Below are 23,670 nucleotides of genomic sequence, written 5' to 3' on the forward strand. Positions count from 1 at the left end.
ACATTAACACTGTTAGTAAAATTAACGCGATACACCTCACCTTTATATACTTAAAAACAACATTAAAAACTTTATGATTATGGAAATGACGATCTAATTCTAGTATTAATAATTCTGTAATTTTTTTTAAACTTATCATTAACACCGTTAGAAAAAATAACACGAATTATTAAAAAAAACAACATTATTAAATTTTCAAACGCTTAACAAAACAAATTAAATTTTAATGAAAATACCTGGAACAATGAGGATCTTATTACTTATAACAAGTATTATCCTTTTACAGAACTGCAGTAAGGCCGCAGAAAATTCGAATCAGGCCCCTCCTGCACCAGAATTACCGGTTTATACTGTAATTACTTCTCCAGCTACAACATATCAGGAATTCCCGACTGCATTGGAAGGAAAAAACAATGTGGAAATCAGATCACAGGTGGATGGTTACCTGGATAAAATATATGTAGAAGAAGGAGCCTTCGTAAGAGCAGGCCAGCCCCTGTTCAAAATCGATTCAAGAGCTTATGGTGAACAAATGAATATGGCACAGGCTAATTTACAGGCTGCTAATGCTAATATTCAGAAAGCCAAAGTAGAAGTAGACCGCCTTCAGCCGTTAGTAGCTGCGAAAGTGGTATCTGATGTACAGCTTAAAACAGCAAAAGCCAATTATGCAGCCGCTGTTGCAGCCGCATCACAGGCTCAGGCATCGGTAGGAAATGCGAGAATCAATGTAGGATTTACAACAATCACAGCACCGGTAAGTGGTTATATTGGAAGAATTCCTTATAAAAAAGGAAGTTTAATTTCAAGAACAGATCCAAACCCTTTAACTTTATTATCCGACATCAGCGAAATATATGCGTATTTTTCTCTAAGTGAACTTGATTTTATCGCTTTTCAAAAGAAATACCCGGGTGCGTCTCTGGAAGAAAAACTGAAAAATATGCCGATGGTAGAATTGGTAATCGCTGACAACACCATCTATTCTGAAAAAGGGAAAATGAGCATTGTAGACGGCCAGTTCGATAAAAGTACAGGAGCAATCAGTGTACGTGCGGTATTCCCAAATCCTCAGGGGGCGCTAAGAACGGGAAATACAGGAAGAGTGCGTATGCCTCAGCTTCTTACCAATATTGTGGTTATTCCACAGGAATCTACATTTGAGATTCAGGATAAAACATATGTATATGTCGTTGGAAAAGACAAAAAAGTAACGAGCAAACCAATCACTATTTCTGGAAAAACAGAAAGCTATTACTTCATTTCCGACGGAATTTCTGTAGGTGACAAGATTGTATATCAAGGTCTTGGAAGCTTAAAAGATGGTGCTACGATACAACCGAAAGCAGTATCTTCTGACAGCTTGTTCAAATCAAAACCTTTGTAAACACCTGTACCATTACAGAAGACTTAAAAAAATAAACTTCTTATGTTAAAACAATTTATAGAAAGACCAGTGCTCTCTACGGTCATCTCCATAATATTACTATTACTGGGAATACTGTCGGTTTTCAATCTTCCGATTACATTATTTCCGGATATCGCGCCTCCTACCGTTCAGGTAACGGCCTTTTATCCGGGTGCCAATGCGGAAGTGGTAGCACGTTCTGTCGCTGTCCCTATTGAGGAAGCGGTGAACGGGGTTGAAAATATGACCTACATGACTTCCAATTCAAGTAACGACGGATCGATGACTTTGAGCGTTTATTTCAAACAGGGCTCAGATCCTGACAATGCTGCGGTAAACGTTCAGAACAGGGTATCAAAGGCAATGAGCCAGCTTCCTCAGGAAGTGGTTCAGGCCGGAATATCAACTCAGAAAGTACAGAACAGTATGATCATGTTTATGGGATTATCCAGTGATGATCCGAAACAATATGACGAACTGTTTTTACAAAACTACCTTAAGATCAATGTAATTCCGCAGATACAACGTATTCCGGGGGTTGCACAGGCACAGGTATTTGGTACACAGGATTATTCCATGCGTATATGGCTGAAACCGGATCGTCTGGCAGCTAATAATTTATCTCCGCAAGAGGTAATGACAGCTATTAAAGATCACAACCTTGAAGCTGCTCCGGGACGTCTTGGCCAGGGAAGTAAGGAAACTTACGAATATATCCTTAAATATAAAGGAAAACTGAACAAGAATGCGGATTATGAAAACATAGCTATTAAGGCAAATGATGATGGTTCCTTCCTGAGATTAAAAGATGTTGCAAGAGTAGAATTCGGCTCTTATACATATACAGCAACCAACAGGGTGGACGGAAAACCTGTAGCAGGTTTCGCAATTTTGCAGACTGCAGGTTCTAACGCGAATGAGATTCTTACTGAAATTGAAAAGCAGGTAGACGAGCTTAAAACTACACTGCCGAAAGGAGTCAATCCAATTATTATGTATAATTCCAAAGACTTCCTGGATGCTTCTATTGATCAGGTGGTGGAAACATTAGTGATTGCGTTTATCCTTGTATTTATCGTAGTTTATATCTTCCTTCAGGATTTCAGATCTACGTTAATCCCGGCGATTGCGGTTCCGGTAGCTATTATTGGTACCTTCTTCTTCCTGCAGTTATTCGGATTCAGTATTAACATGCTTACTCTGTTTGCCTTAATTCTTGCGATTGGTATTGTGGTGGATGATGCCATTGTGGTGGTAGAAGCAGTCCATTCCAAGATGGAACATACAGGAATGCCTGTGGAAAACGCAACGGTAAACTCGATGAGTGAAATTTCAGGAGCGATCATTTCCATTACTTTAGTAATGTGTGCTGTATTTATTCCTGTTGGTTTCATGCAGGGACCTGCTGGGGTCTTCTACAGACAGTTCGCTTTCACTTTGGTAATTGCGATCCTTATTTCAGCTGTAAATGCATTAACATTAAGTCCTGCTTTATGTGCTCTTTTCTTAAAAGATCCACAGGATGGAGAGCATGGTCATGAGAAAAAAGGATTTGGTGCAAAATTCTTCAATGCATTCAATACCAGCTTCAATAACATGACTCAAAAATATATCTATAGCCTTAAATTTTTAATTAAAAATAAATGGGTAGCTGTAGGTGGATTAGCCGTATTAATTGCAGCAAGTGTTATCTTAATTAAAAAGGCACCGTCAGGATTTATTCCAACAGAAGACCAAGGTTTTGTTTTATATGCGGTAAACACTCCTCCGGGAAGTTCATTGGACAGAACCCAACGTGCAACAAAACAAATTGATAAAATCGTAAACGGAGAAAAAGCAACCAACCACTTATGGGTAGCGGATGGAGTAAACTTTATCAGTAATGCGAATGCTTCTCCTTACTCTGCCGGATTTATCAAATTAAAAGATATTGACAAAAGAGGTGATGTAAAAGATCCGGATCAGATTGCTGCCGGGTTAACGGGAAAAGTGAGCCAGGTAAAAGATGCTAGCGCATTCTTCTTTAACTTCCCTACAATCCAAGGTTTCGGTAACGTAAGTGGATTTGAGTTTATGTTACAGGATAAAACCAACGGATCTTTTGAACAGTTGGGAGCTAACACCCAGGCGTTCATTGGTGAGCTGATGAAACGTAAAGAAATTGCATTTGCCTTCACCACTTATGCTGCAGGAAATCCACAATACACTATTGAAGTGGATGCGGATAAAGCAAACCAGCTGGGAGTATCTGTTACTGATCTGATGCAGACCATGCAGATTTATTTCGGTAGTAGCTTCGTTTCGGATTTCAACAGATTCGGTAAGTACTACAGAGTAATGGCACAGGCTGATATTCCTTATCGTACAGACATCAATTCTTTAGAGGGAATTTATGTTAAAAACAAACAGGGAGAAATGGTTCCTACCAAAACATTAGTAACCTTGAAAAGGACTTTCGGACCGGAAACCGTAACAAGAAATAACTTGTTCAATGCGGTAACCATTAACGGAACTCCAAAACCAGGATACAGTACCGGTGACGCGATTAAAGCTGTGGAAGAAGTCGCTAAACAGTCTCTTCCGCGTGGATATGGATATGAATGGACAGGTATTACCCGTGAAGAGATCAAAACCAGCGGACAAACTGCTTTCATCTTCATGTTGAGTATTTTATTTGTTTACTTCCTATTGGCAGCACAGTATGAAAGCTATATTCTTCCTTTTGCGATTATCCTTACCGTTCCGACGGGGATATTCGGAGTGTTTGCCTTCACAGGGTTAGCGGGAATAGATAATAACATTTATGTACAGGTGGGACTGATCATGCTCGTGGGATTACTGGCGAAAAATGCGATTCTTATTGTAGAATTTGCTGTTCAGAGGAGAAAAGCGGGAAAAACATTGATCGAGTCGGCTCTTCAGGCTTCAAGATTACGTTTAAGACCTATCTTAATGACCTCATTTGCCTTTATCATTGGTATGCTTCCATTGGTTTGGACACAGGGAGCTTCCGCAAAGGGTAACCACTCTATCGGGATCAGTACTGTGGGGGGAATGCTAACCGGAGTAATTTTCGGGATCTTCATTATCCCTGTGATGTATGTGATTTTCCAATATCTGCATGAAAAAATGCCAAGCAGAAAAAAACGCAGACTTCAAAAACAAAATCAGGCTTTAGCGCCAGGTCATTAAGGTCCACTTAAAAGAAAAACAATGAAATTAATAAAGAATATTTTTCTAACTTTTATATTGGCTGTAATAGCGGTTTCGTGTGTGACTAAGGTCGCTTACACGGAACCGGACTTACAGCTTCCGGAAGACTTTCGCTTTACGGCAACGGCTGATACAGCCAGTGTAGCGAATTTACAATGGAAAGATTTTTTTAAAGATCCTATTTTACAGGGATTAATAGAAAAAGGAATTGCAAATAACCTTGATCTGCAAATTGCTTTAAAACAAGTTGCATCATCACAGGAAAAATTATTACAGGCTAAATACCTTCAATATCCGGATATAGGTTTTGCTGTCTCAGGACAGATTTCAAGACCATCAAAAAACAGCATGAACGGGCAGAGTCTTAATCTTTTTATAGGAAAAAATCATGTAGAGGATTATAACGCAGCATTCAACCTTTCATGGGAAGCGGATATCTGGGGTAAAATAAAAAATCAGCAGGAAGTTTCAAGAATGCAGTATCTGCAAACTTATGAAGCGACCAAAGCAATCCAGACCCAGGTTGTTGCAGCTATTGCTCAGGGGTATTATAACCTGCTTATGCTGGATAAGCAACTGACTATTGCACAATCTAACCTGGAACTAAGCACCAATACATTATCAATCACTGAAAAAATGTGGGAAAGTGGAGACACTACGTCTCTTGGAGTTCAGCAGGCTACCGCTCAGAAGCAGTCTACAGAGCTTTTAATTTCCCAATTGCAGCAAAATATTGCAATCCAGGAAAATGCATTGAGCATATTGATAGGTGAAGCTCCCAATAAAGTCAACAGAGGGATCGAAATGTCTGATACATCTTTGTCTCAGGATCTTTCCACAGGACTTCCGGCAAAAATGGTAAGCCGTCGCCCTGATGTACGCCAGCAGGAATTGGTATTACTGGAGTCCAACGCTATGGTAGGAATTGCACAAGCTAACATGTATCCTTCATTAAAGATTACAGCAAACGGCGGAATCAATTCTTTTAAATTTGACAATTGGTTTCAGATTCCGGCTTCATTATTCGGATCCGTTTTGGGAGGAATTACACAGCCGATCTTTCAAAAAAGACAGTTGAAAACCGATCTTGCGGTTGCTAAAATTCAGAGGGAGAAAAATGTACTGGCATTCCGTCAGTCTGTTTTAAATGCAATGGGAGAAGTTTCCGATGCGTTGGTTTCCAATGAAAATTTAAAAGTTCAGGAACAAAAAGCAACTGAGCAGGTAACTACATTAAAGGATGGTATTAAAAGTGCTCAAATGCTTTATAAAGGAGGTTTAGCTAATTATCTTGAAGTGATTACGGCGCAAGCCAACTCTCTTCAGGCAGAATTAAACCTGGCATCTGTAAAAAGACAAAGATTAAGCAGTATTGTCGATCTGTACAGAGCCTTAGGTGGAGGATGGAAGTAGTCAATTAAATTTAATATTGTTGATAGTGCGGTCTTTAGGGATCGCACTTTTTTTAATCTTTAAGCGAAAAAAGATTCTGTAGGTATGGTTTTCTAAAGAAAATCAAAGAGATGTTTCTTAATCGTAAAGCATAGTTAAACTAAATTACTTTTTAAGTTTAACAAGTACTAAAGACTAAAAAGAATTATTGTAAAGCTTTCCGATTAATATATTCAATCAGGTTATTGAAATCATTTTGTGAATACCCTACCTGCAAATAATGAATATCATCCGCTTTTCGATACCAGGTCAATTGGCGTTTCGCATATCTCCGGCTATTTTTCTTAATTTCTTCAACAGCAAAATCAAGACTCCAGGTTCCTTCAAAATATGTAAACAATTCTGCATAACCGACCGTATTCAAAGCAGTAAGATGTTTAAATTCTTCAAGCCCTTTAGCTTCATCCAGCAAACCTTTCTCCATCATGATATCCACTCTCCTGTTAATCCTTTCATACAATTCTTCCCTGGGAGCTTCAATTCCCACCCTGATTACATTAAAATCACGGGAATCCTGAGAAACAGATATCAGTTCCGAATACTTTCTGCCAGTTTGCCAGATAATATCAATGGCTCTTAAGAGTCTTCTATGATTATGAATATCAACAACTGAATAATATTCCGGATCAAGTTCTTTTAAAATTTCCTGTAGTTTTTCAATGCCTTCCGTCTCAAAAATATCCTGTAATTTTTGTTGATTTTCTGGATTGGCCTCAGGAAGGTCGTTCAGTCCTTCGATGACCGCTTTTTCATACATCATGCTTCCTCCGACAAGGATCACGGTATTGTATTTCTTAAAAAGTTCGTTTAGTTTTTGTAAGGCGTCTTCTTCATATTGCCCGATAGAGTAATATTCTTTGACCGAAAGATTTCCAATAAAATGATGAGGAGCTTCGGCAAGTTCCTCTGCTGATGGAGAGGCGGTACCTATTTTCATTTCCGCAAAAAACTGGCGTGAGTCACAGGAAATGATTTCCGTATTGAAATACTTAGCCAGATCAATTGCCAGTCTTGTTTTTCCAATTCCGGTGGGTCCCACTACTGAAATCAAATTTTTCATCAGTTCACTTTCATTTTTTATCGTCAGATGGAATCTTTATAGATTTCACAGTGCTAATTTAAATGTTTATCTTTGTACGACAATAAAAAACTATGATTTTATCAATGACTGGCTTCGGTAGAGCCGAAGATGTTTTTGAAGGAAAAAAAATATGCGTAGATATTAAATCACTGAACAGCAAGAGCTTTGATTTAAATATCAAAATACCGTTGCGCTATAAAGAAAAAGAATTCGAAATCAGAAAAATCCTTAACGACAGAATTATCCGCGGAAAAGTAGATTGCTACATCTCTGTGGAAAATCTTGAAGAAACCAACGATGTAAAGATTAATAAAAATCTTATTGACTCTTACATCAATGAACTTCGTGCTATCGCCTCAGACGGACCAGATTTCGAATATCTTAAAATGGCGGTAAGACTTCCTGATGCCATCACGTCCAGACCCGACGAACTAACAGAAGGTGAATGGGAAAATTTAGCTGCTATTGTCAACAGTTCAATTGACAGATTTGAAGAATTCAGAAAAGCAGAAGGAAAAACCTTACACCTTGAACTTGAAAAGAATATTCAGAATATCGACAAATATTTATCTGAAGTTGTTCCTTACGAGGAAGTAAGAATCAACAGTGTAAAGGAGCGTTATCAAAAATCCCTGAAAGAATTTGAAAATGTAGATGAAACACGTTTCTATCAGGAAATGGCATATTTCACGGAAAAACTTGATATTTCTGAGGAAAAGGTCAGACTTTCCCAACATTTAAAATATTACAAAGAGGTAATGGATAATGAAGATTTCAATGGGAAGAAATTAGGTTTCATTTCTCAGGAGATCGGAAGGGAAATCAATACATTAGGTTCAAAAGCCAACCATGCTGAAATTCAGAAGCTGGTGGTGATGATGAAGGATGACCTGGAGAAGATTAAAGAACAAACGTTAAATGTATTATAAAATAGTTGACAGTTGATAGTTAACAGTTGAAAGTAACCTATTAACTATCAACCAGCAACTGACAACTATATGGAAAAAGTAATCATATTTTCAGCACCTTCCGGGAGCGGGAAAACAACATTAGTAAAACATTCATTATCCGTATTTCCGGAGCTTAAATTCTCCATCTCCTGTACAACAAGACAGCCGAGAGGAGGTGAAGTACATGCTGTAGATTATCATTTTCTGACACCTGATGAATTCAGACAGAAAATCAGTGAAGAAGCTTTTGTAGAATATGAAGAAGTATATACAGACAAATATTATGGTACTTTAAAATCTGAAGTAGAAAACATCTGGAAGCAAGGTAAAGTAGTTATTTTTGATGTCGATGTTAAAGGAGGGATTTCCTTAAAAAAATATTTTGGAGAAAAAGCATTATCTATATTTATTGAACCTCCTTCCATTGAAGAATTGGAACGAAGATTGATCTCGAGAGATACAGATGATGCAGAAACCATTAAAACCCGTGTAGAAAAGGCGGAAGAGGAAATGACCTACGCCGGAGAATTTGATAAAATTGTCATCAATACGGATCTGGATCAAGCAAAAAAAGAAATAGAAAGTTTAATAAAAAGTTTTATCAGCAACTAATCGCTGGAAGATCAAAGTAAGAAATGAGCACTAATGCCCAAAATCACACTTCTGATTTCTAACCTCTAGCTTCTGGTAATTAAAAAAATTGAGGTTGATATGAGTACCGAAACATTAGAAAAAGCTAAATCTGCAATTCCTGTAAGGGGATTTTTAGATATTAAAGATATAGCGATTCCTCAGGGAGAAGAGCTGGTGAAAGCTATTCTTAAGCTTAAAGAAGAGAAAAATGCGGTTATCTTAGCGCATTATTACCAACCGGGAGAAATTCAGGATATCGCAGATTTCCTGGGAGACTCTTTGCAGCTGGCAAGACAGGCTAAAGAAACCAATGCAGATATGATTGTATTCTGCGGTGTCCATTTTATGGCAGAGGCAGCTAAGATCCTTAACCCTACAAAAAAAGTTGTTCTTCCTGATACAATGGCCGGATGTTCATTGGCTGACGGGTGTAGTGGTGAAGGATTGAGAAAAATGCGCGAACAGCATCCAAATGCTTTGATCGCAACTTATATCAACTGTAATGCAGAAACGAAAGCAGAAAGTGATATTATTGTAACCAGCTCCAATGCGGAAACGGTGATCGAGGCCTTACCTAAAGACCGACCTATCATTTTTGCACCAGATAAAAATCTTGGAAGATATCTTTCTAAAAAAACAGGCCGCGATATGATCCTTTGGGATGGAAGTTGTATAGTTCACGAAGCCTTTTCAATGGAAAGAATTGCTCAGCAATTGGCCGATAATCCGGATGCAAAACTAATTGCACATCCTGAAAGTGAAGAAGCTGTTTTAAAATTAGCCCACTTTATAGGTTCTACTTCTGCGTTATTAAACTATGTAGAAAAAGACGACTGCCAGAAATTCATTATCGCTACAGAAGAAGGTATTCTGCACGAAATGAAAAAACGTGCTCCTCATAAGGAACTGATTCCGGCATTGGTTTTCGATGAAAGCTGCAACTGTTCAGAATGTTTCTATATGAAACGAAACACTATGGAAAAGCTCTATTTGTGTATGAAATATGAACTTCCGGAAATTCTTATCGACGAAGAACTTCGTTTGAAGGCCTTAAAGCCAATTGAAGCCATGCTTGATCTTTCAAAAAGCATCAAATAAATAAAAAGCACTGTTATCACAGTGCTTTTTTTGATTTATTTTTATTCGAAACAATAAGTGTTTACCTCTGGATTAACATTGGGGAAGTTCTATTAATCTCGCTTTACAGCATTCCGGCATTGCATTGAATACAGCACATGATTCCGGATCCGGACCAAACGGACCTCTCTATTCAATCAAAAAGCAAACAAAATAAAAAGGTTACTCATTTAGAATAACCTTTTCTTACGCTACATTGTAATTGGTCCGGCGCATGCAGGACTCAGAAACGCCTCATTCTTACAACACTGTGATAACAATTGATAGGCAGCACAGGAATGGGCAACTCCTGACCCCGGTGGACCGTAAGTATTTCCCGCCGGACAGCCACCAGGGCAAGATCCTCCGTTAATCATTTTTAATTTTACTCGTGATAATTTTTTCATAATGAATATTTTAATCAATTTAAATTCTAAAAGTCAGATCATCACACCATGGGTGGGTAACAGGTTCCTCCAGGGGTGCGCCAGCAACCCCAGCCTCCTTGTCTGAAACACACATATGCTGCTCCGCCACAAGTATCAATCTGAAATTGGGTAAATCCACCATTCACTTTTTTTTGCTCTTCTCTGGAGAGCTTCTTTAACTTTTCCATACACTCAAGTTTTGTTATTTGTATTCGGATTAAATTTTTGATATAAAAGTGAGAATCATAAAATCCAAAACAAAGCAGTATTTAATATCTGTACAGGATCAATAAGTAAGTGTAGAGATTTTTATTGTTTTCGTGATTTCCCAATGACCGTACATATAAAAGCAATCATTCTAACAGTCTAAAGGTGGTCATAAAAAAGAAATGCAAAATCGTATTTAGCTATGTCTATCAAAGGATTACAATACATCTGCTAAAATTTGAGTCAAAAAAAATTACATTAAATTGGATTAAAAATTTTTATTCTCCAAAATAACTTCTACATTTGTTACTTCAAAGATGCAATCAGTACAAAACATATCTGTAACTATTTATCCGGAGTTCTCTACTTCGGTTGCATCATCCATTATTATTTCTACTACAACTACAACCCCATAACGGGGTAGATTTTCACATATTATTTCAGGTACCTCGTACTCTTTTTTTAAAGAGTAACATTTTCAATTTTTCCCAACCTTAAAAATATACAATGAAAGTCTTAAAATTCGGCGGAACTTCTGTTGCCCATGCACAGGCAGTTCTGCAAGTCGAAAAAATTATAAAAAAAGAATCTTCCGCTAAGCAAATTGTCGTTGTAGTTTCAGCATTACATGGAGTAACAGATTTATTGATCAGGGCAGCAGAGCAAGCTTCCGAGGCTAATGAAAGTTACCCTCATCATCTTAAAATCCTTGAAGAAAAACATCTAAACCTTGTAAAAGACCTTCTTCCCATTTCAGCACAAAGTGCATGGCTAAGTTTTGTAAAAAAGCACTTTAATGATATTGAAGATATTTGTAACGGGATATTCACCTTGGGAGAATTTACCCCCAGAATTAAAGATAAGATCGCTTCTTATGGCGAGTTCCTCTCTTCAAATATCATTACGGCTAGGTTTGAATCTGCCGGGCTGGACGCCGTATGGATGAATTCAGCTGATTATATCAGAACAAATACCCATTATACCCGGGCAAAAGTTGATTTTAATGTGAGTAATAATAATCTCAGACATTATTTCGAAACCAATCCAAGGCAGATTTACGTAGCACCAGGCTTTATAGCAAGTGATGAACATGGCAACAGAACAACTCTGGGAAGAGGAGGTTCAGACTACTCCGCTGCAATTATTGCTTCAGCCATTAACGCTGAGGAGCTTCAGATATGGACCGATGTCAGCGGAATGATGACAGCCGATCCCAGGCTTGTATCCCAGGCAAAAGTTATTCCTGAAATAACTTATCAGGAAGCAATGGAATTATCCCATTTCGGAGCAAAAGTACTTTATCCGCCAACCATTCAGCCGGTCATGATAAAGAATATAGATCTTCGTATCAAAAATACTTTTAATGCGGATGCTTCCGGAACTTTAATCTCTCATGATCTGCAGAATACTGATCCGGAACAAATAGCTGTCGGTATTTCCAATATGAATAATATTGCTCTTCTAACTCTTGAAGGAAGCGGAATGGTTGGAATTCCCGGAATCTCTGCCAAGCTTTTCCAGTGTTTAAGCCACGAAAAAATAAACGTTATTCTAATCACCCAAAGTTCTTCTGAGCATTCAATCACCCTTGCAATTGATGAAAAAGAGCTTTTTCACGCGGAAAGCGCAATCAATCTTGCATTTGAAGATGATTTGAAACTTCAGAGAATTGAACCTGTAAAAATTGAAAACAGGCTTTCCATTGTGGCGGTTGTAGGAGAAAATATGAAAAGCAGAAGCGGTGTAAGCGCCAAGATGTTCAGCTGTCTTGGAAATAACGGGATAAACATCAGGGCTATTGCACAGGGTTCTTCGGAAAAAAATATCAGCATCGTAATTGCTGAAAATGACACAAAAAAAGCAGTAAACATTCTGCATGAAGAGTTTTTTGAGTCGGAAATCAAACAGGTACATCTTTACATCTGCGGAACAGGAAATGTAGGCACTAAGCTTATACAGCAGGTGTATGCCCAGAATAAATACCTTAGAGATCATCTATCCCTTAACCTGAGAATCGCCGGTCTTTCCAACAGTCGGAAAATGGTATTTTTGAATGAAGGAATTCCGGAAAATGATTATGTCAACCTGCTTGAAAACGGAGAAAAAGCTTCTGCTCATCAATTTAGCAGGGAGATCGTAACGAGGAATCTTAGAAACTCGGTCTTTGTAGACCTTACAGCCAATGCTGAGATCCCGGAAATTTATGAGAACCTGTTAAAAAAGAGTGTCAACATTGTAGCCTGTAATAAAATAGCAGCCGCATCAGATTTTGAAAATTATAAAAAGCTGAAAAGCCTAGCTAAAAACCACAATTGTAGATTTTTCTTTGAAACCAATGTAGGGGCAGGACTTCCTATTATCGGAACTATAAATGATCTGGTGAGAAGCGGCGACGCTATCACTTCCATTAAGGCCGTGTTAAGCGGTACTTTGAATTTTGTCTTTAATGAGTACGATGGAACCCAATCATTTTCAGAAGTTGTTGCCCGTGCCCAGAAAGAAGGATTTACTGAACCCGACCCGAGACTGGACCTTGCCGGAACTGATGTGGCAAGAAAAATTTTAATACTTGCACGCGAAGCCGGTTTTCCTCTGCAGTTTAATGAAATTGAGAACATTAGTTTTTTACCGGAAGAATGCATGCAGGGTGATGTAGAAAGTTTTTATACCGTGCTTGTAAAATATGAGGATCATTTTAAAAATCTATTTGACCAGGCTAAAAAGGACGGAAAAATTTTAAAATATGTCGCAGAGTTTGACAATGGGAAAGCAAAAGTTGGATTACAGCATATAGCGCCCGACAGTGATTTGTTTCATCTGTATGGAAAAGACAACATTGTTATTTTCAAAACTTTAAGATATTCCGAGCAACCCCTGGTTGTAAAAGGCGCCGGCGCCGGTGCTGAAGTTACAGCAAGTGGTGTTTTTGCAGATATTGTACGTTCCGTTTAAAAAAAAATCTATGAAAAGTATAAAAATTAAAGTCCCGGCAACCGTCGCTAATCTCGTTTGTGGTTTTGATATTCTGGGCATGGCAATCAATGAGCCATATGATGAAATGGAAGTAAGACTATTGGAAACACCAGATATTATTGTCCGCCATACCGATGGCTTCAATCTTCCGGAAGAAGCTTCAAAAAATGTAGCAGGAGTTGTCCTTATGAAAATGCAGGAACATCTTCACCTGAAGAACGGATTTGAAGTCATTATTCATAAACACATCAAGCCCGGCAGCGGCCTCGGTTCCAGTGCTGCCAGTGCTGCAGGTGCCGCTTTTGCGGCAAATATCCTGATAGGAAATATTTTGTCCAGGGAAGAAACAATTCATTTTGCGATGTTTGGAGAAGAGCTCGCTTCCGGAGTACGGCATGCGGACAATATTGCTCCGTGTATTTATGGAGGGATCACCCTTGTGAAATCCTCAGATCCTATTGATATTATTTCCCTGAATACTCCTGGTTTGTTCATTGCCGCTGTGCATCCGCAGGTTGAAGTAAAAACATCTGACGCAAGACAGATCCTTAAAAAAAATATTCAGCTGAAAGATGCCATAACGCAATGGGGAAATATTGCCGGACTCATTGCCGGTATTGAGAAAAATGACCTGTCCCTGATTGGGAGAAGCCTGAATGATGTTATTGTAGAACCGGTTCGAAGCATTTTGATTCCGGAATTTGATACCATTAAAAGAAAAAGCCTGGAAATGGGGGCACTGGGGGGAGGAATTTCAGGATCAGGGCCTTCTGTTTTCATGTTAACGAAAAAGAAAAAAACGGCCGGGGATATTGCCATGATGATGAAATCGGTTTATGATCACATCAACATCAATAGCATGGTGTATGTATCGGATATTAATTCTACCGGGATCATCATAGAAGAACAGAATAACTAAAAAACAGAAAGATGAACTATTACAATTTAAAAGATAAAAAGGAAAAGGTAAGTTTTAAAACCGCTTCAATTAAAGGGCAGGGAAAAGAAAAAGGGCTGTTTTTTCCGGAAAACATTCCGTTGTTCGATACCTATTTTATTCAGAATCTGAACCGGTTTTCAGATGAAGAGATTGCTTTTCAATGCATGAAAGACTTTGTAGATGAGGAAATTCCGGAAAATGAATTGCGACAAATTATTTCGGAAACAATTTCTTTTGACATTCCTTTAAAAAAAATTACGGATAGCATATCCGTACTCGAATTGTTCCACGGTCCTACCCTCGCCTTCAAAGATGTAGGAGCAAGGTTTATGAGCCGCTGCTTATCTTACTTCTTAAAAGGAGGACAGAAAAAAGTAACAGTCCTGGTTGCTACATCCGGGGATACCGGAGGGGCTGTTGCCCATGGTTTTTATAATGTGGATGGAATCGATGTGGTTATTTTGTATCCGAAAGAAAGAGTAAGTCCTGTTCAGGAAAAACAATTGACAGCCTTAGGAGGAAACATTACTGCTTTAGAAGTAAATGGAAATTTCGATGACTGCCAGAGCCTTGTAAAACAGGCATTTTCAGATCCGGAAATCAATAATAAATTATTCCTTACTTCAGCCAATTCCATTAATATTGCTAGATGGTTACCTCAACAGATCTATTATCTGCTGGCTTTAAAACAGTGGCAAAAAACTGAAAGAGAAAATCCTGTCATTTGTGTTCCTAGCGGAAATTTCGGAAACATCTGCGCCGGATTGATGACTTACATGAGAGGACTTCCTGCAGACCATTTTATCGCTGCATGTAACGCCAATGATGTAGTGCCCCATTATTTAAAAACACAAATCTTTGAACCTAAAGAAACAGTAGCAACCCTTTCCAATGCAATGGATGTCGGAAATCCCAGTAATTTCATCCGTATTCTTGAAATGTTCCAGCACCAATTTGAAGATCTCAATCATGTTATTTCCGGATATTCCGTAAATGACGAAGAAACTTTAGCAACCATCAGGGAAGTCTGGAAACATCATGCATATCTTCTCGAGCCCCATGGAGCAGTTGCCTATACTTCTTTAGAAAACTATCTGAAGCAAAATCCTGAAAAGAAAGGTTTTATCCTGGAGACAGCTCACCCTGTAAAATTCCCCGATGCTGTGGAAAAAGCCATTGCACAAAAAATTGATATTCCGGAATCATTAGCGGACTTAATGAAAAAGGATAAAAAAACCGTTGAAATTAATTCAGATTTTCAAGAATTAAAACGATTTTTGCTGAACAAAAACTGAATTTTATGAGCAAGATCTTTTTGGAAGATGTGAAAATATATGCGTACCATGGTGTTTTACCTGAAGAAAACATCATCGGTACGTACTACATTTTAAATCTAGAGATCCATACCGATCTCTGGAAAGCTGCAGAATCAGATGATCTGAATGATACCATCAGCTATGCGGATATCAATGATATTATCCTTGAGGAAATGAAAGTTAAATCAAAACTTCTGGAACATGTGGCCGGAAGAATTATTTCAAAAATTAATCAAAACTTTCCTGAGGTTTCTTATATCAAGCTTAAAATCACCAAAACAGCTCCTCCTATGCAGGGAGAAATGAAAGGTGCAAGTATTGAACTGGAAAAAAGTTTTAATCCAAATAATTAAAATCATTAATTTCACTCTCTAAAATTTAAAGAATTGAAATCCATTAAAATTATATTATTACTGCTTTGTATCAATATTTTTGGCCAGGCTAAAGTTGACAACCAACTGGCTGATTATAATTTTCCAAAGATAAAATCCAGCATTACCATGCCGGTTACCATTCCGCTTGCTGAAATTGGTAATATCATCAATTCTTCAGTAAAAGAATTGATTTATCAGGATGATTCCTACACGGATAACAACAATGACCAGTTTAAGGTAAAAGTATGGAAAACCCGGCCTATACGACTTGTAGGGGGAACGAATCAAAACCTTTTAATTGAAGTTCCTCTGAAAATATGGGCAGAGAAAGGGATTGGTACCCTGGGACTTTATACTTACCAGAATACTACATTTGAAACGGTAATGTATTTCAACACCTCCCTTAATTTCAAAAATAACTGGACTATTGTTACCAATACGCAGCCTATGGGATTCAAATGGGTTACCAAACCGGTTCTTAATTATGGAAAAGTACAGATCCCGATTACCGCACTTGTTGAAAAAAGCCTGAAAGAGCAACAACTGAAATTTTGCAAAACAATAGATCAGCAAATGGGTACCCAGCTTAATTTCCAGCAATATGCAGTGATGGCCTGGAATGTTTTCGCGCAGCCTTTTAACATTTCGGAGGAATACAACACATGGCTGAAAGTAACCCCTGTAAATGTAAATATTACTCCATTGAAATTCTATGGAAATCAGATTGATGCCAATATCGGAATTGACATTTACTCCGAAACCTTTACCGGAAGTAAACCGGCATCTTCAGCTCCTATTAAAACGGCAGCTAACTTCAATTTCACCCCTGTACTTGGAGACCAGTTTTCGCTTCAGACAACAGCCAATGTTCCTTTTACCGAAGCGTCTAATATTGCCAGAAAAATGTTCCTAGGAAAAGAATATGATGTTCGCGATTCTAAAGTAAAAATTACCGATATCAGGGTATACGGCATTGAGAACAGAATTATGATCGAAGCTCAGACCGAAGGGTATATAAAAGGAACTGCATTTATTTCGGGCATTCCTGTTTATGATGATGCCAGGAAAAAAATTGTACTGTCCGATACTAAGTTTAAGCTGAAGACAATGAATATCCTCCAAAAAACAGCAAGCCTTCTATTTCAGGGAAAAATCGTAAGAATGATAGAAGAAGAATATGGTATCCCAACACAGGAACTGGTGGATACTTCAAAGAAAAGTATTGAAGAAGCTTTTAATAAAGAATATTATAAAGGGCTAAAGATGAATGGAAGGGTTTTTAATCTGAAGCCAGGCCAGATCCTTCTCGGTACATCAGGAATTACTGCAGTCATTGATACTAACGCTTCTTTAAAACTCATTATCAATGGCATTTAAATAAAAAAACAACACCAAAAACTAAACTATTACCATGAGAAAATACTTACAGATTGTTGACAGACACAGAGCGTCGCAAGGCCTCAGACTTGCGAATTATATTATTGACCTTATTTTCAGTTATATTCTGATCCTTATATTATTAGGTGTATTGGGAATTGCCTATGCATTTATTACAGGAAATACCGTAGAAGAAATAGGTTATAGAATGGAAAATATGAATCCTTTACTGGACCGGCTGATCACCTTATCCGCTTACCTTCTGATGATGTTCTTCACAGAGCTGATCACCCAGGGAAGAAGCTTAGGGAAACTGATCACCGGAACAAAGGTGGTCATGATAGACGGAACCTCTCCCGGTGCAGGTAATTATCTCCTTAGAAATATCATCCGAGGAATCCCTTTCGTAGATCAGTTATCTTTTTTAGCAGATAAAAGTGGATTCCATGATAAATGGAGTGAAACCTGCGTTGTTGTAAAGAAAAATTATGAAGCTGAGTTACAGTTAAAAAGCGATATAAACACGTTGGGAACTAAAGAAAATATCTAAAAAACTTTGATTAAGTCAGAAAAATTTTTATATTTGCACACCTCAAAAATGGTACTTTGGCCGAGCGGCTAGGCAGTGGTCTGCAACACCATCTACAGCGGTTCGAATCCGCTAGGTACCTCAAAGCTTTCCTTTATTTTATTGGAAAGCTTTTTTTATATATCTATGATATTAAATTTCAATTATAATTCACCTTCTTATGATCTCGGTCATAAAAAAAATCAAAAACTACTAGTAAGTTTGTTGTACAATCCTTTAATAATCATCACTTAGTGTCTTTAACTAAAATGGATAATTATTACTTCCTCTTTATGGGGAAGTTTTTATGTGAAACACTTTTTTAGATCTTATAATATTACAGCCCCTGGAGTCTTCCAATTTTTGGAAGGCTCCTTTTTTTGTAGAAAACTAATAATGAACATTTATGATTTAAGTCATAAATAAGCTTGAAGGTTCAGAATATATTTGATTAGAGTTCATCACGATCTCGCAACCCTATTTTAAACAAATACTTATATATTTATTTTTACGTCCTGGACGTCTTTTAAAATTAAAGGACATCTTTGAATAAAAAATCCCCAACCGAAGTTGAGGATAAAAACTAATAACCATGAAAACTCAATTTAAACATGAGTTACATTTTACATTGAAATATCGTGCCAAGAATTTCATTTATTTTATTTTAACTTAATTTTAAGATTTCATATCAAATAAATATAATTTCTTAACATTAAAAAGCCCCTCAATTGAGGGGGCAAACTTTTACCTTTTGTTCAAGGTTACAACATATATGGAACAGTAAAGATACCTGAACCTGAAAATACACATTATGATCAGAATCATAATTATTGATATTAGGTAGTTTCAATACATTCCGCTATAGTATTCCTGTTTTGCCAGGAGGTTTTAATTTTAATGGAGAATTTACCTTTAAATGTATTTGTAAGCTTGGAGCTATATGATGCTACAGTATCATAAAACAAGACCTCCCGTCATTAATACAAGAGGTCTCAAAAACAATAAAAACTTTTATATCATATCATCATATTACCTGTGTATACAATCATCCAATTCTTAATAAGATCGTTTTGACTTTTTGTTTAAGTTTGTCCCATTTCGGCTAAACGCTTATCAAACAAAATTGAAAACTAACGCTCAGAAAAATCAAAAACTCATTTAATAAGAAATAAACAACTGAATACCACACCATTAAAGGTAAGATTTTATTTTTAAATATTTCAACATTTATTGAAATATTTTTCTCAGCTTTGTGAGAGTGACTTGAGAAAAAAAATAAGCCCCCATATTTGGGAGCTTATTTTTTACAAATTATTTAATGTATTATTCCTTGATAAATTTCTTTTGGGCTGTACCCTGAGTATCATCAATATCGATAACATATACTCCGTGGATCAGGCTGCTTACATCTATTTTGTTATTTAAGATGATCCCGCTTGTCACAAGCTGGCCCGCCGCATTGTATATCTTATAATTAGCTCTTTTGCTAATATTCTTCACATTCAATATTGTATGTACCGGGTTAGGATAAATCAATATTTCCGTTTGATTGGTTGCATTAGGTACCGGATTTTTAGAGATTCTTACTGTATAATCCTCAACTTCCCCGTTGGCAAATCCTGTACAATTTACAGGGATACCATCTCTCTGCATCGCAACTCTCATTACTACATACTTATAATCTGTCGTACTGATAAACGCATCAGAAGGTACACTGAACGTTCCTGTAATAGGTGTTGTCGTATTAGGTGAAGACACAAGAATTCTCTCATTGATATCAAAGCTTCCGTTTCTGTCAAAATCAATCCATACAGCAATACCTTCATTATATGTATTTCCTGTCCAAGACTTTTCAATAGAAATCTCATTACCTGTAGATCCCTGAATCAGCTGAATAAATTTGGATGTATCAGCTGTAAAGTCTGAATACGTAGTGGCATCTGTACTGCTCTCCATAGTTGGTTTACCGCTTGGTTTTACCGTAACTTTTGAAATATATTCAGATGCTGAGCTTCCGGATTTCATTGGACAATAGATTACTGTAGGTGTTGTGAAGTAGTAAGGAAGTGTATAAGTTCCCGGTGTACCACTACAAACGTTGGCTACTTCCATTTCATATTTTGTTAACTCCAATAATCCTGTGATCACATAATTATTGTTCGTTACTGCAACTGTTGTCCAGCTTGGTATACCCACTTTTCTATATCTTAAGATATAAGTAGCACCAGGGAAAGAATCCCAAACTACAGTAGCGGTAGTAGTTGTAAGATTAGTAATTGTTAATCCCGGAGGAGGTAAATCACATGTTCTTTCAGTTGTGAATACAGCAGGAGAAGACCATCCGTTATAAGTTGTTTCATTATCACACTTATTGGCAATCTGGACCTCGTAAGTTGTATAGACATTCAACCCGCTTAATAAGTACGTATTTGTCGGCGCTAATGGTAAAATAATATCAGCGCTCCATCCTGCATTACCACTTCCTACAATTCTATATCTCATTTTATAAGATGAACTTACCGCAAGTGGCGACCATGTGATCAACGCAGATGTTGTCGTAATGTTACTTGCTGTAACATTCGGAGGTGTCGGATCACATTTCGTTAAAAATTCATTATGAGAATATGTTCCAGGAATACTGTTACAAACTGCCGCTACTTCTACTTCATATAGTGTAGCCGGTAATAAACCTGCCAGGTTATATGTATTAGTAGTTGCAGGAGCCGCTGCCGCTGCCACACTTACCTGAGTCCATGCACTACTAGAACCTACCGGTCTGTATCTCACAATGTATGAAGCTCCACCGCTATCTTGTGGCCATGTCAATGTTGCTGTATTATGTGTAATAGCACTTACAGCTACAGTTGGTGTTGCCGTGCTACAGATTAGTAATTTAATATTATCTACAGCTACAGGAGGCTGATTACCACCACTGCTGTCGTTTCTCCACTCAAATACCAGACGCATTGTTGTTCCTGCAAAGCTGCTGATGTTTAATGTACTGTTAAGATAGGACTGCCATGTGGTTTGCTGGTTATAGTTATTTCCTAACTGAATTCTTCCCGCACCTGCAGTAATCTGAGCTCCCGCAACAGGCATAAAAGATGATGGAACTAACCAAACTCTTAGGTAATCATAAGAACTTTCTCCATCTGCTTTCCAGTCAAAAGATAATGTGGCAATCGAAGCTCCGGCCGGTACAAGAATATCACGGTAAGCCTGTACTACACTCGTAGAACTTGTAGAATATTCATTCGTAGTTCCGTTTGTATTGGATATATAAATGGAATTAGCCGGGTTTCCGGTTGCTGAACCATAAGCCCATTTATTGGTTTGAGTTCCGTTGATGAATCCAAAATCATTCGCTCCTGTAAAGTTTTGATTATATGGGATCGTTGCCGGAATCTGCGTAGTACTGAAACTTGGACCCCCAATCCAGAAACTGCTGTCCGTAGGGCTACATACAGACTTCACCCACCAGTAATAAGTGGTATTTGGCGTTAATGTCGTTAAGTTTACAGAAGTCGTAGTACTTGTTCCTGTTGGAGCAGTACCTGCAACAGGCGGAGTATTCGTTGTTGTAAGATAATAAGCATATCCATTGGCAGGTGCCGGCGTCGGACCTGTCCAGCTCAGTACAGCACCTGTTGCTGTTACCCCATTTACAGCCAAAGCTGAAGGTACTACACAAGTAGGAATTGCTAAATTGATATTATCTAAAGCTACAGGAGGCTGAGTACCACCACTGCTATCATTTCTCCATTCGAATACCAAACGCATTGTAGTTCCGGCAAAACTGCTCAGGTCTAAGTTGGTATTAAAATAAGTCTGCCAGCTCGTTTGTTGATTATAATTACCTCCAACCTGGATTCTTCCTCCTCCGGCAGTAATCTGAGTTCCTGCTACAGGCATAAAAGATGCCGGAACCAGCCAGACTCTTAAATAGTCATAAGAACTTTCCCCATCTGCTTTCCAGTCGAAAGACAAAGTCGTTGCAGTAGTTCCTGCCGGGATAATTATATCTCTGTAAGCCTGAACAATACTGGTTGTTCCTGTAGAATAAGTATTATCGGTTCCGTTATTCGATATATAGATGGAATTCGCAGGATTTCCTGTTGCAGAACCATATACCCATTTATTAACCTGGGTTCCATTCGTGAATCCCAGATCATTCCCAGTCGAGAAGTTTTGACTGTATGGAATAGTTGCCGGTATTTGAGTCGTGGTAAAATTATCTCCATTCGCCCAGATACTGCTGTCTGTAGGGCTACATATTGCTTTTACCCACCAATAATAAGTAGTATTAGGAGTTAAAGTTGTTAAGTTCACAGAAGTTGCAGTAGTAGTTCCTGTAGGGGTTGTTCCTGCAACAGGCGGAGTATTTGTAGTCGTAAGGTAATAAGCATATCCGTTCGCAGGTGCAGGCGTAGGTGCTGTCCACGATATCGTTGCAGAATTGGATGTAATGGCTGAAACCGGCGATACTGTTGGAAGTAAACATGTTGGAATCGACAGATTAATATTATCGATTGCAACAGGTGGCTGGGTTCCTACACTTCCATCATTTCTCCATTCAAACACTAAACGCATAGTACTTCCTGCGAAGCTGCTGATGTTCAAACTTGTATTTAAATACGTTTGCCAGGTTGACTGCTGATTAAACTGTCCCAGCTGAATATTTCCCCCACCAGTGCCAATCTGTGCACCGGCAGTTGGAGTTAATGTAGCCGGAACCAACCAAACTCTTAAATAATCATATGTACTTTCCCCATCTGCTTTCCAATCAAATGCTAAAGTTGCAATTGTAGATCCTGCAGGAATTGTGATATCTCTATAAGCTTGTACAACGCTGGAACTTCCAGTATCATAAGCATTCGCCGTTCCTCCGTTATTTGAAATATAAATGGAATTGGCGGCATTTCCTGTTGCGGAACCATATTCCCATTTATTTGTTTGACTTCCATTAACCAATGTCAGATCATTTGCCGTCGAAAAATCCTGAATATACGGCAGCGTGGCGGGGGCTTGCGCAAGCAAGTTCACGTTGATCAAACAAAGAAGAAGTATTAAAAAAATAGAAAATCTCTTCATAAGTTATCATTATTAATATTAATCCTACAAATCTAAATCGTTTTTTTATAACATTTAGTATATAAATTAATATTTTTTATATGAATGTTATAAATAACAAATATTGAGATAGCGGAAAAAAGTACGGATTAATCACTCTTTACAGAAATGACAACCAACAAAAAAAACGGGAGTTCCCATTTAACTCTACTTTTTTACTAAAGAAATGAATTGTAAAATTCACTGTTGGAAATTATTTTTACTAAAATTAAAAAACAAACGGCCTCCTGAGAGGCCGCAAAAAACACAAATGATGAAAAAAATCTATTTCTAGAGTCGAAATAGAATATCTTAAATATAAAATTTAGCTTTCTATTGCTTTTGATCCGCTCAATTAATGCTGTATCATGTACTCATTAAGCTTATTAAACTTGTAATTATTGAATTTAAACTACAATGTACGATCAAAATTTGTATAAATATAATTTTTAAAAAACCAAAAATACTATTTATTTCTAAAATCCATTAATAAAATACTGTTAAATCCCATTTTAGGAAATGATC

General features: G+C 37.6%; 16 protein-coding genes and 1 tRNA gene. 13 read left to right on the forward strand and 4 right to left on the reverse strand.

Going from position 1 to position 23,670, the window contains the following annotated elements; all coding sequences use genetic code 11:
* Positions 1-226 precede the first annotated feature (226 nt).
* From ACNFU2_RS10360 to ACNFU2_RS10370, 3 genes are read left to right on the forward strand one after another with little or no spacing between them, the layout of a single operon-like run.
* Positions 227-1,387 (forward strand): efflux RND transporter periplasmic adaptor subunit, encoded by a 1,161-nt coding sequence (locus tag ACNFU2_RS10360; protein ID WP_172280332.1) that lies wholly within the window; start codon positions 227-229, stop codon positions 1,385-1,387.
* A 42-nt stretch (positions 1,388-1,429) separates the two neighbouring features.
* Positions 1,430-4,600 (forward strand): efflux RND transporter permease subunit, encoded by a 3,171-nt coding sequence (locus tag ACNFU2_RS10365; RefSeq protein ID WP_273649332.1) that lies wholly within the window; start codon positions 1,430-1,432, stop codon positions 4,598-4,600.
* Positions 4,601-4,621: 21 nt separating this feature from the next.
* Positions 4,622-6,034, forward strand: coding sequence for an efflux transporter outer membrane subunit (locus tag ACNFU2_RS10370; RefSeq protein ID WP_172280336.1), 1,413 nt, complete (start codon positions 4,622-4,624; stop codon positions 6,032-6,034).
* A 184-nt stretch (positions 6,035-6,218) separates the two neighbouring features.
* Here ACNFU2_RS10370 and miaA read toward each other — a convergent pair whose 3' ends face one another.
* A complete protein-coding gene (gene miaA / locus ACNFU2_RS10375) occupies positions 6,219-7,133 on the reverse strand; it encodes a tRNA (adenosine(37)-N6)-dimethylallyltransferase MiaA (RefSeq protein WP_418124833.1) in 915 nt (304 codons plus the stop codon).
* A gap of 92 nt (positions 7,134-7,225) precedes the next feature.
* Between miaA and ACNFU2_RS10380 the strand changes: the two genes are divergently transcribed.
* The 3 genes from ACNFU2_RS10380 to nadA all read left to right on the forward strand — a co-directional run bounded on the left by ACNFU2_RS10380 (position 7,226) and on the right by nadA (position 9,835).
* A complete protein-coding gene (locus ACNFU2_RS10380; RefSeq protein ID WP_172280340.1) occupies positions 7,226-8,083 on the forward strand; it encodes a YicC family protein in 858 nt (285 codons plus the stop codon).
* 69 nt (positions 8,084-8,152) lie between these two features.
* Positions 8,153-8,716 carry a guanylate kinase gene (gmk, locus tag ACNFU2_RS10385; RefSeq protein ID WP_172280342.1) on the forward strand — a complete coding sequence of 188 codons (564 nt, stop codon included), beginning with the start codon at positions 8,153-8,155 and terminating at the stop codon, positions 8,714-8,716.
* Positions 8,717-8,815: 99 nt separating this feature from the next.
* Positions 8,816-9,835, forward strand: coding sequence for a quinolinate synthase NadA (gene nadA, locus ACNFU2_RS10390; protein ID WP_172280344.1), 1,020 nt, complete (start codon positions 8,816-8,818; stop codon positions 9,833-9,835).
* Between the two features lie 230 nt (positions 9,836-10,065).
* Here the strand turns inward: nadA and ACNFU2_RS10395 are convergent, their stop codons facing one another.
* Together ACNFU2_RS10395 and ACNFU2_RS10400 are read right to left on the reverse strand one after the other, a co-directional pair.
* Complete coding sequence (locus tag ACNFU2_RS10395; protein WP_273649341.1) at positions 10,066-10,260, reverse strand: hypothetical protein; 195 nt, start codon at positions 10,258-10,260, stop codon at positions 10,066-10,068.
* A 41-nt stretch (positions 10,261-10,301) separates the two neighbouring features.
* A complete protein-coding gene (locus ACNFU2_RS10400) occupies positions 10,302-10,469 on the reverse strand; it encodes a bacteriocin-like protein (protein ID WP_172280353.1) in 168 nt (55 codons plus the stop codon).
* A 526-nt stretch (positions 10,470-10,995) separates the two neighbouring features.
* On the opposite strand from ACNFU2_RS10400, the gene thrA reads away from it, so the two are divergent.
* From thrA to ACNFU2_RS10435, 7 genes are all read left to right on the forward strand, one after another.
* Positions 10,996-13,440 (forward strand): bifunctional aspartate kinase/homoserine dehydrogenase I, encoded by a 2,445-nt coding sequence (gene thrA, locus ACNFU2_RS10405; protein WP_273649344.1) that lies wholly within the window; start codon positions 10,996-10,998, stop codon positions 13,438-13,440.
* Positions 13,441-13,450: 10 nt separating this feature from the next.
* Positions 13,451-14,380 carry a homoserine kinase gene (locus ACNFU2_RS10410; RefSeq protein ID WP_172280358.1) on the forward strand — a complete coding sequence of 310 codons (930 nt, stop codon included), beginning with the start codon at positions 13,451-13,453 and terminating at the stop codon, positions 14,378-14,380.
* Between the two features lie 11 nt (positions 14,381-14,391).
* Positions 14,392-15,696 (forward strand): threonine synthase, encoded by a 1,305-nt coding sequence (gene thrC, locus ACNFU2_RS10415; protein ID WP_172280360.1) that lies wholly within the window; start codon positions 14,392-14,394, stop codon positions 15,694-15,696.
* Positions 15,697-15,701: 5 nt separating this feature from the next.
* Positions 15,702-16,070, forward strand: coding sequence for a dihydroneopterin aldolase (folB, locus tag ACNFU2_RS10420; RefSeq protein WP_172280361.1), 369 nt, complete (start codon positions 15,702-15,704; stop codon positions 16,068-16,070).
* Positions 16,071-16,103: 33 nt separating this feature from the next.
* Positions 16,104-17,468: a DUF4403 family protein gene (locus ACNFU2_RS10425; RefSeq protein WP_273649348.1), complete on the forward strand. Its 1,365-nt coding sequence runs from the start codon at positions 16,104-16,106 to the stop codon at positions 17,466-17,468.
* A 34-nt stretch (positions 17,469-17,502) separates the two neighbouring features.
* Complete coding sequence (locus tag ACNFU2_RS10430; protein ID WP_273649350.1) at positions 17,503-18,018, forward strand: RDD family protein; 516 nt, start codon at positions 17,503-17,505, stop codon at positions 18,016-18,018.
* A gap of 50 nt (positions 18,019-18,068) precedes the next feature.
* Positions 18,069-18,139, forward strand: a tRNA-Cys gene (locus ACNFU2_RS10435).
* 1,220 nt (positions 18,140-19,359) lie between these two features.
* Here ACNFU2_RS10435 and ACNFU2_RS10440 read toward each other — a convergent pair.
* Entirely contained in the window at positions 19,360-23,127 is a 3,768-nt protein-coding gene (locus ACNFU2_RS10440; RefSeq protein WP_418124838.1) for a fibronectin type III domain-containing protein, read from the reverse strand.
* Between the last annotated feature and the right edge of the window lie 543 nt (positions 23,128-23,670).

Source organism: Chryseobacterium sp. PTM-20240506 (assembly GCF_048296755.1).
In the GTDB taxonomy this organism is placed as follows: domain Bacteria; phylum Bacteroidota; class Bacteroidia; order Flavobacteriales; family Weeksellaceae; genus Chryseobacterium; species Chryseobacterium proteolyticum.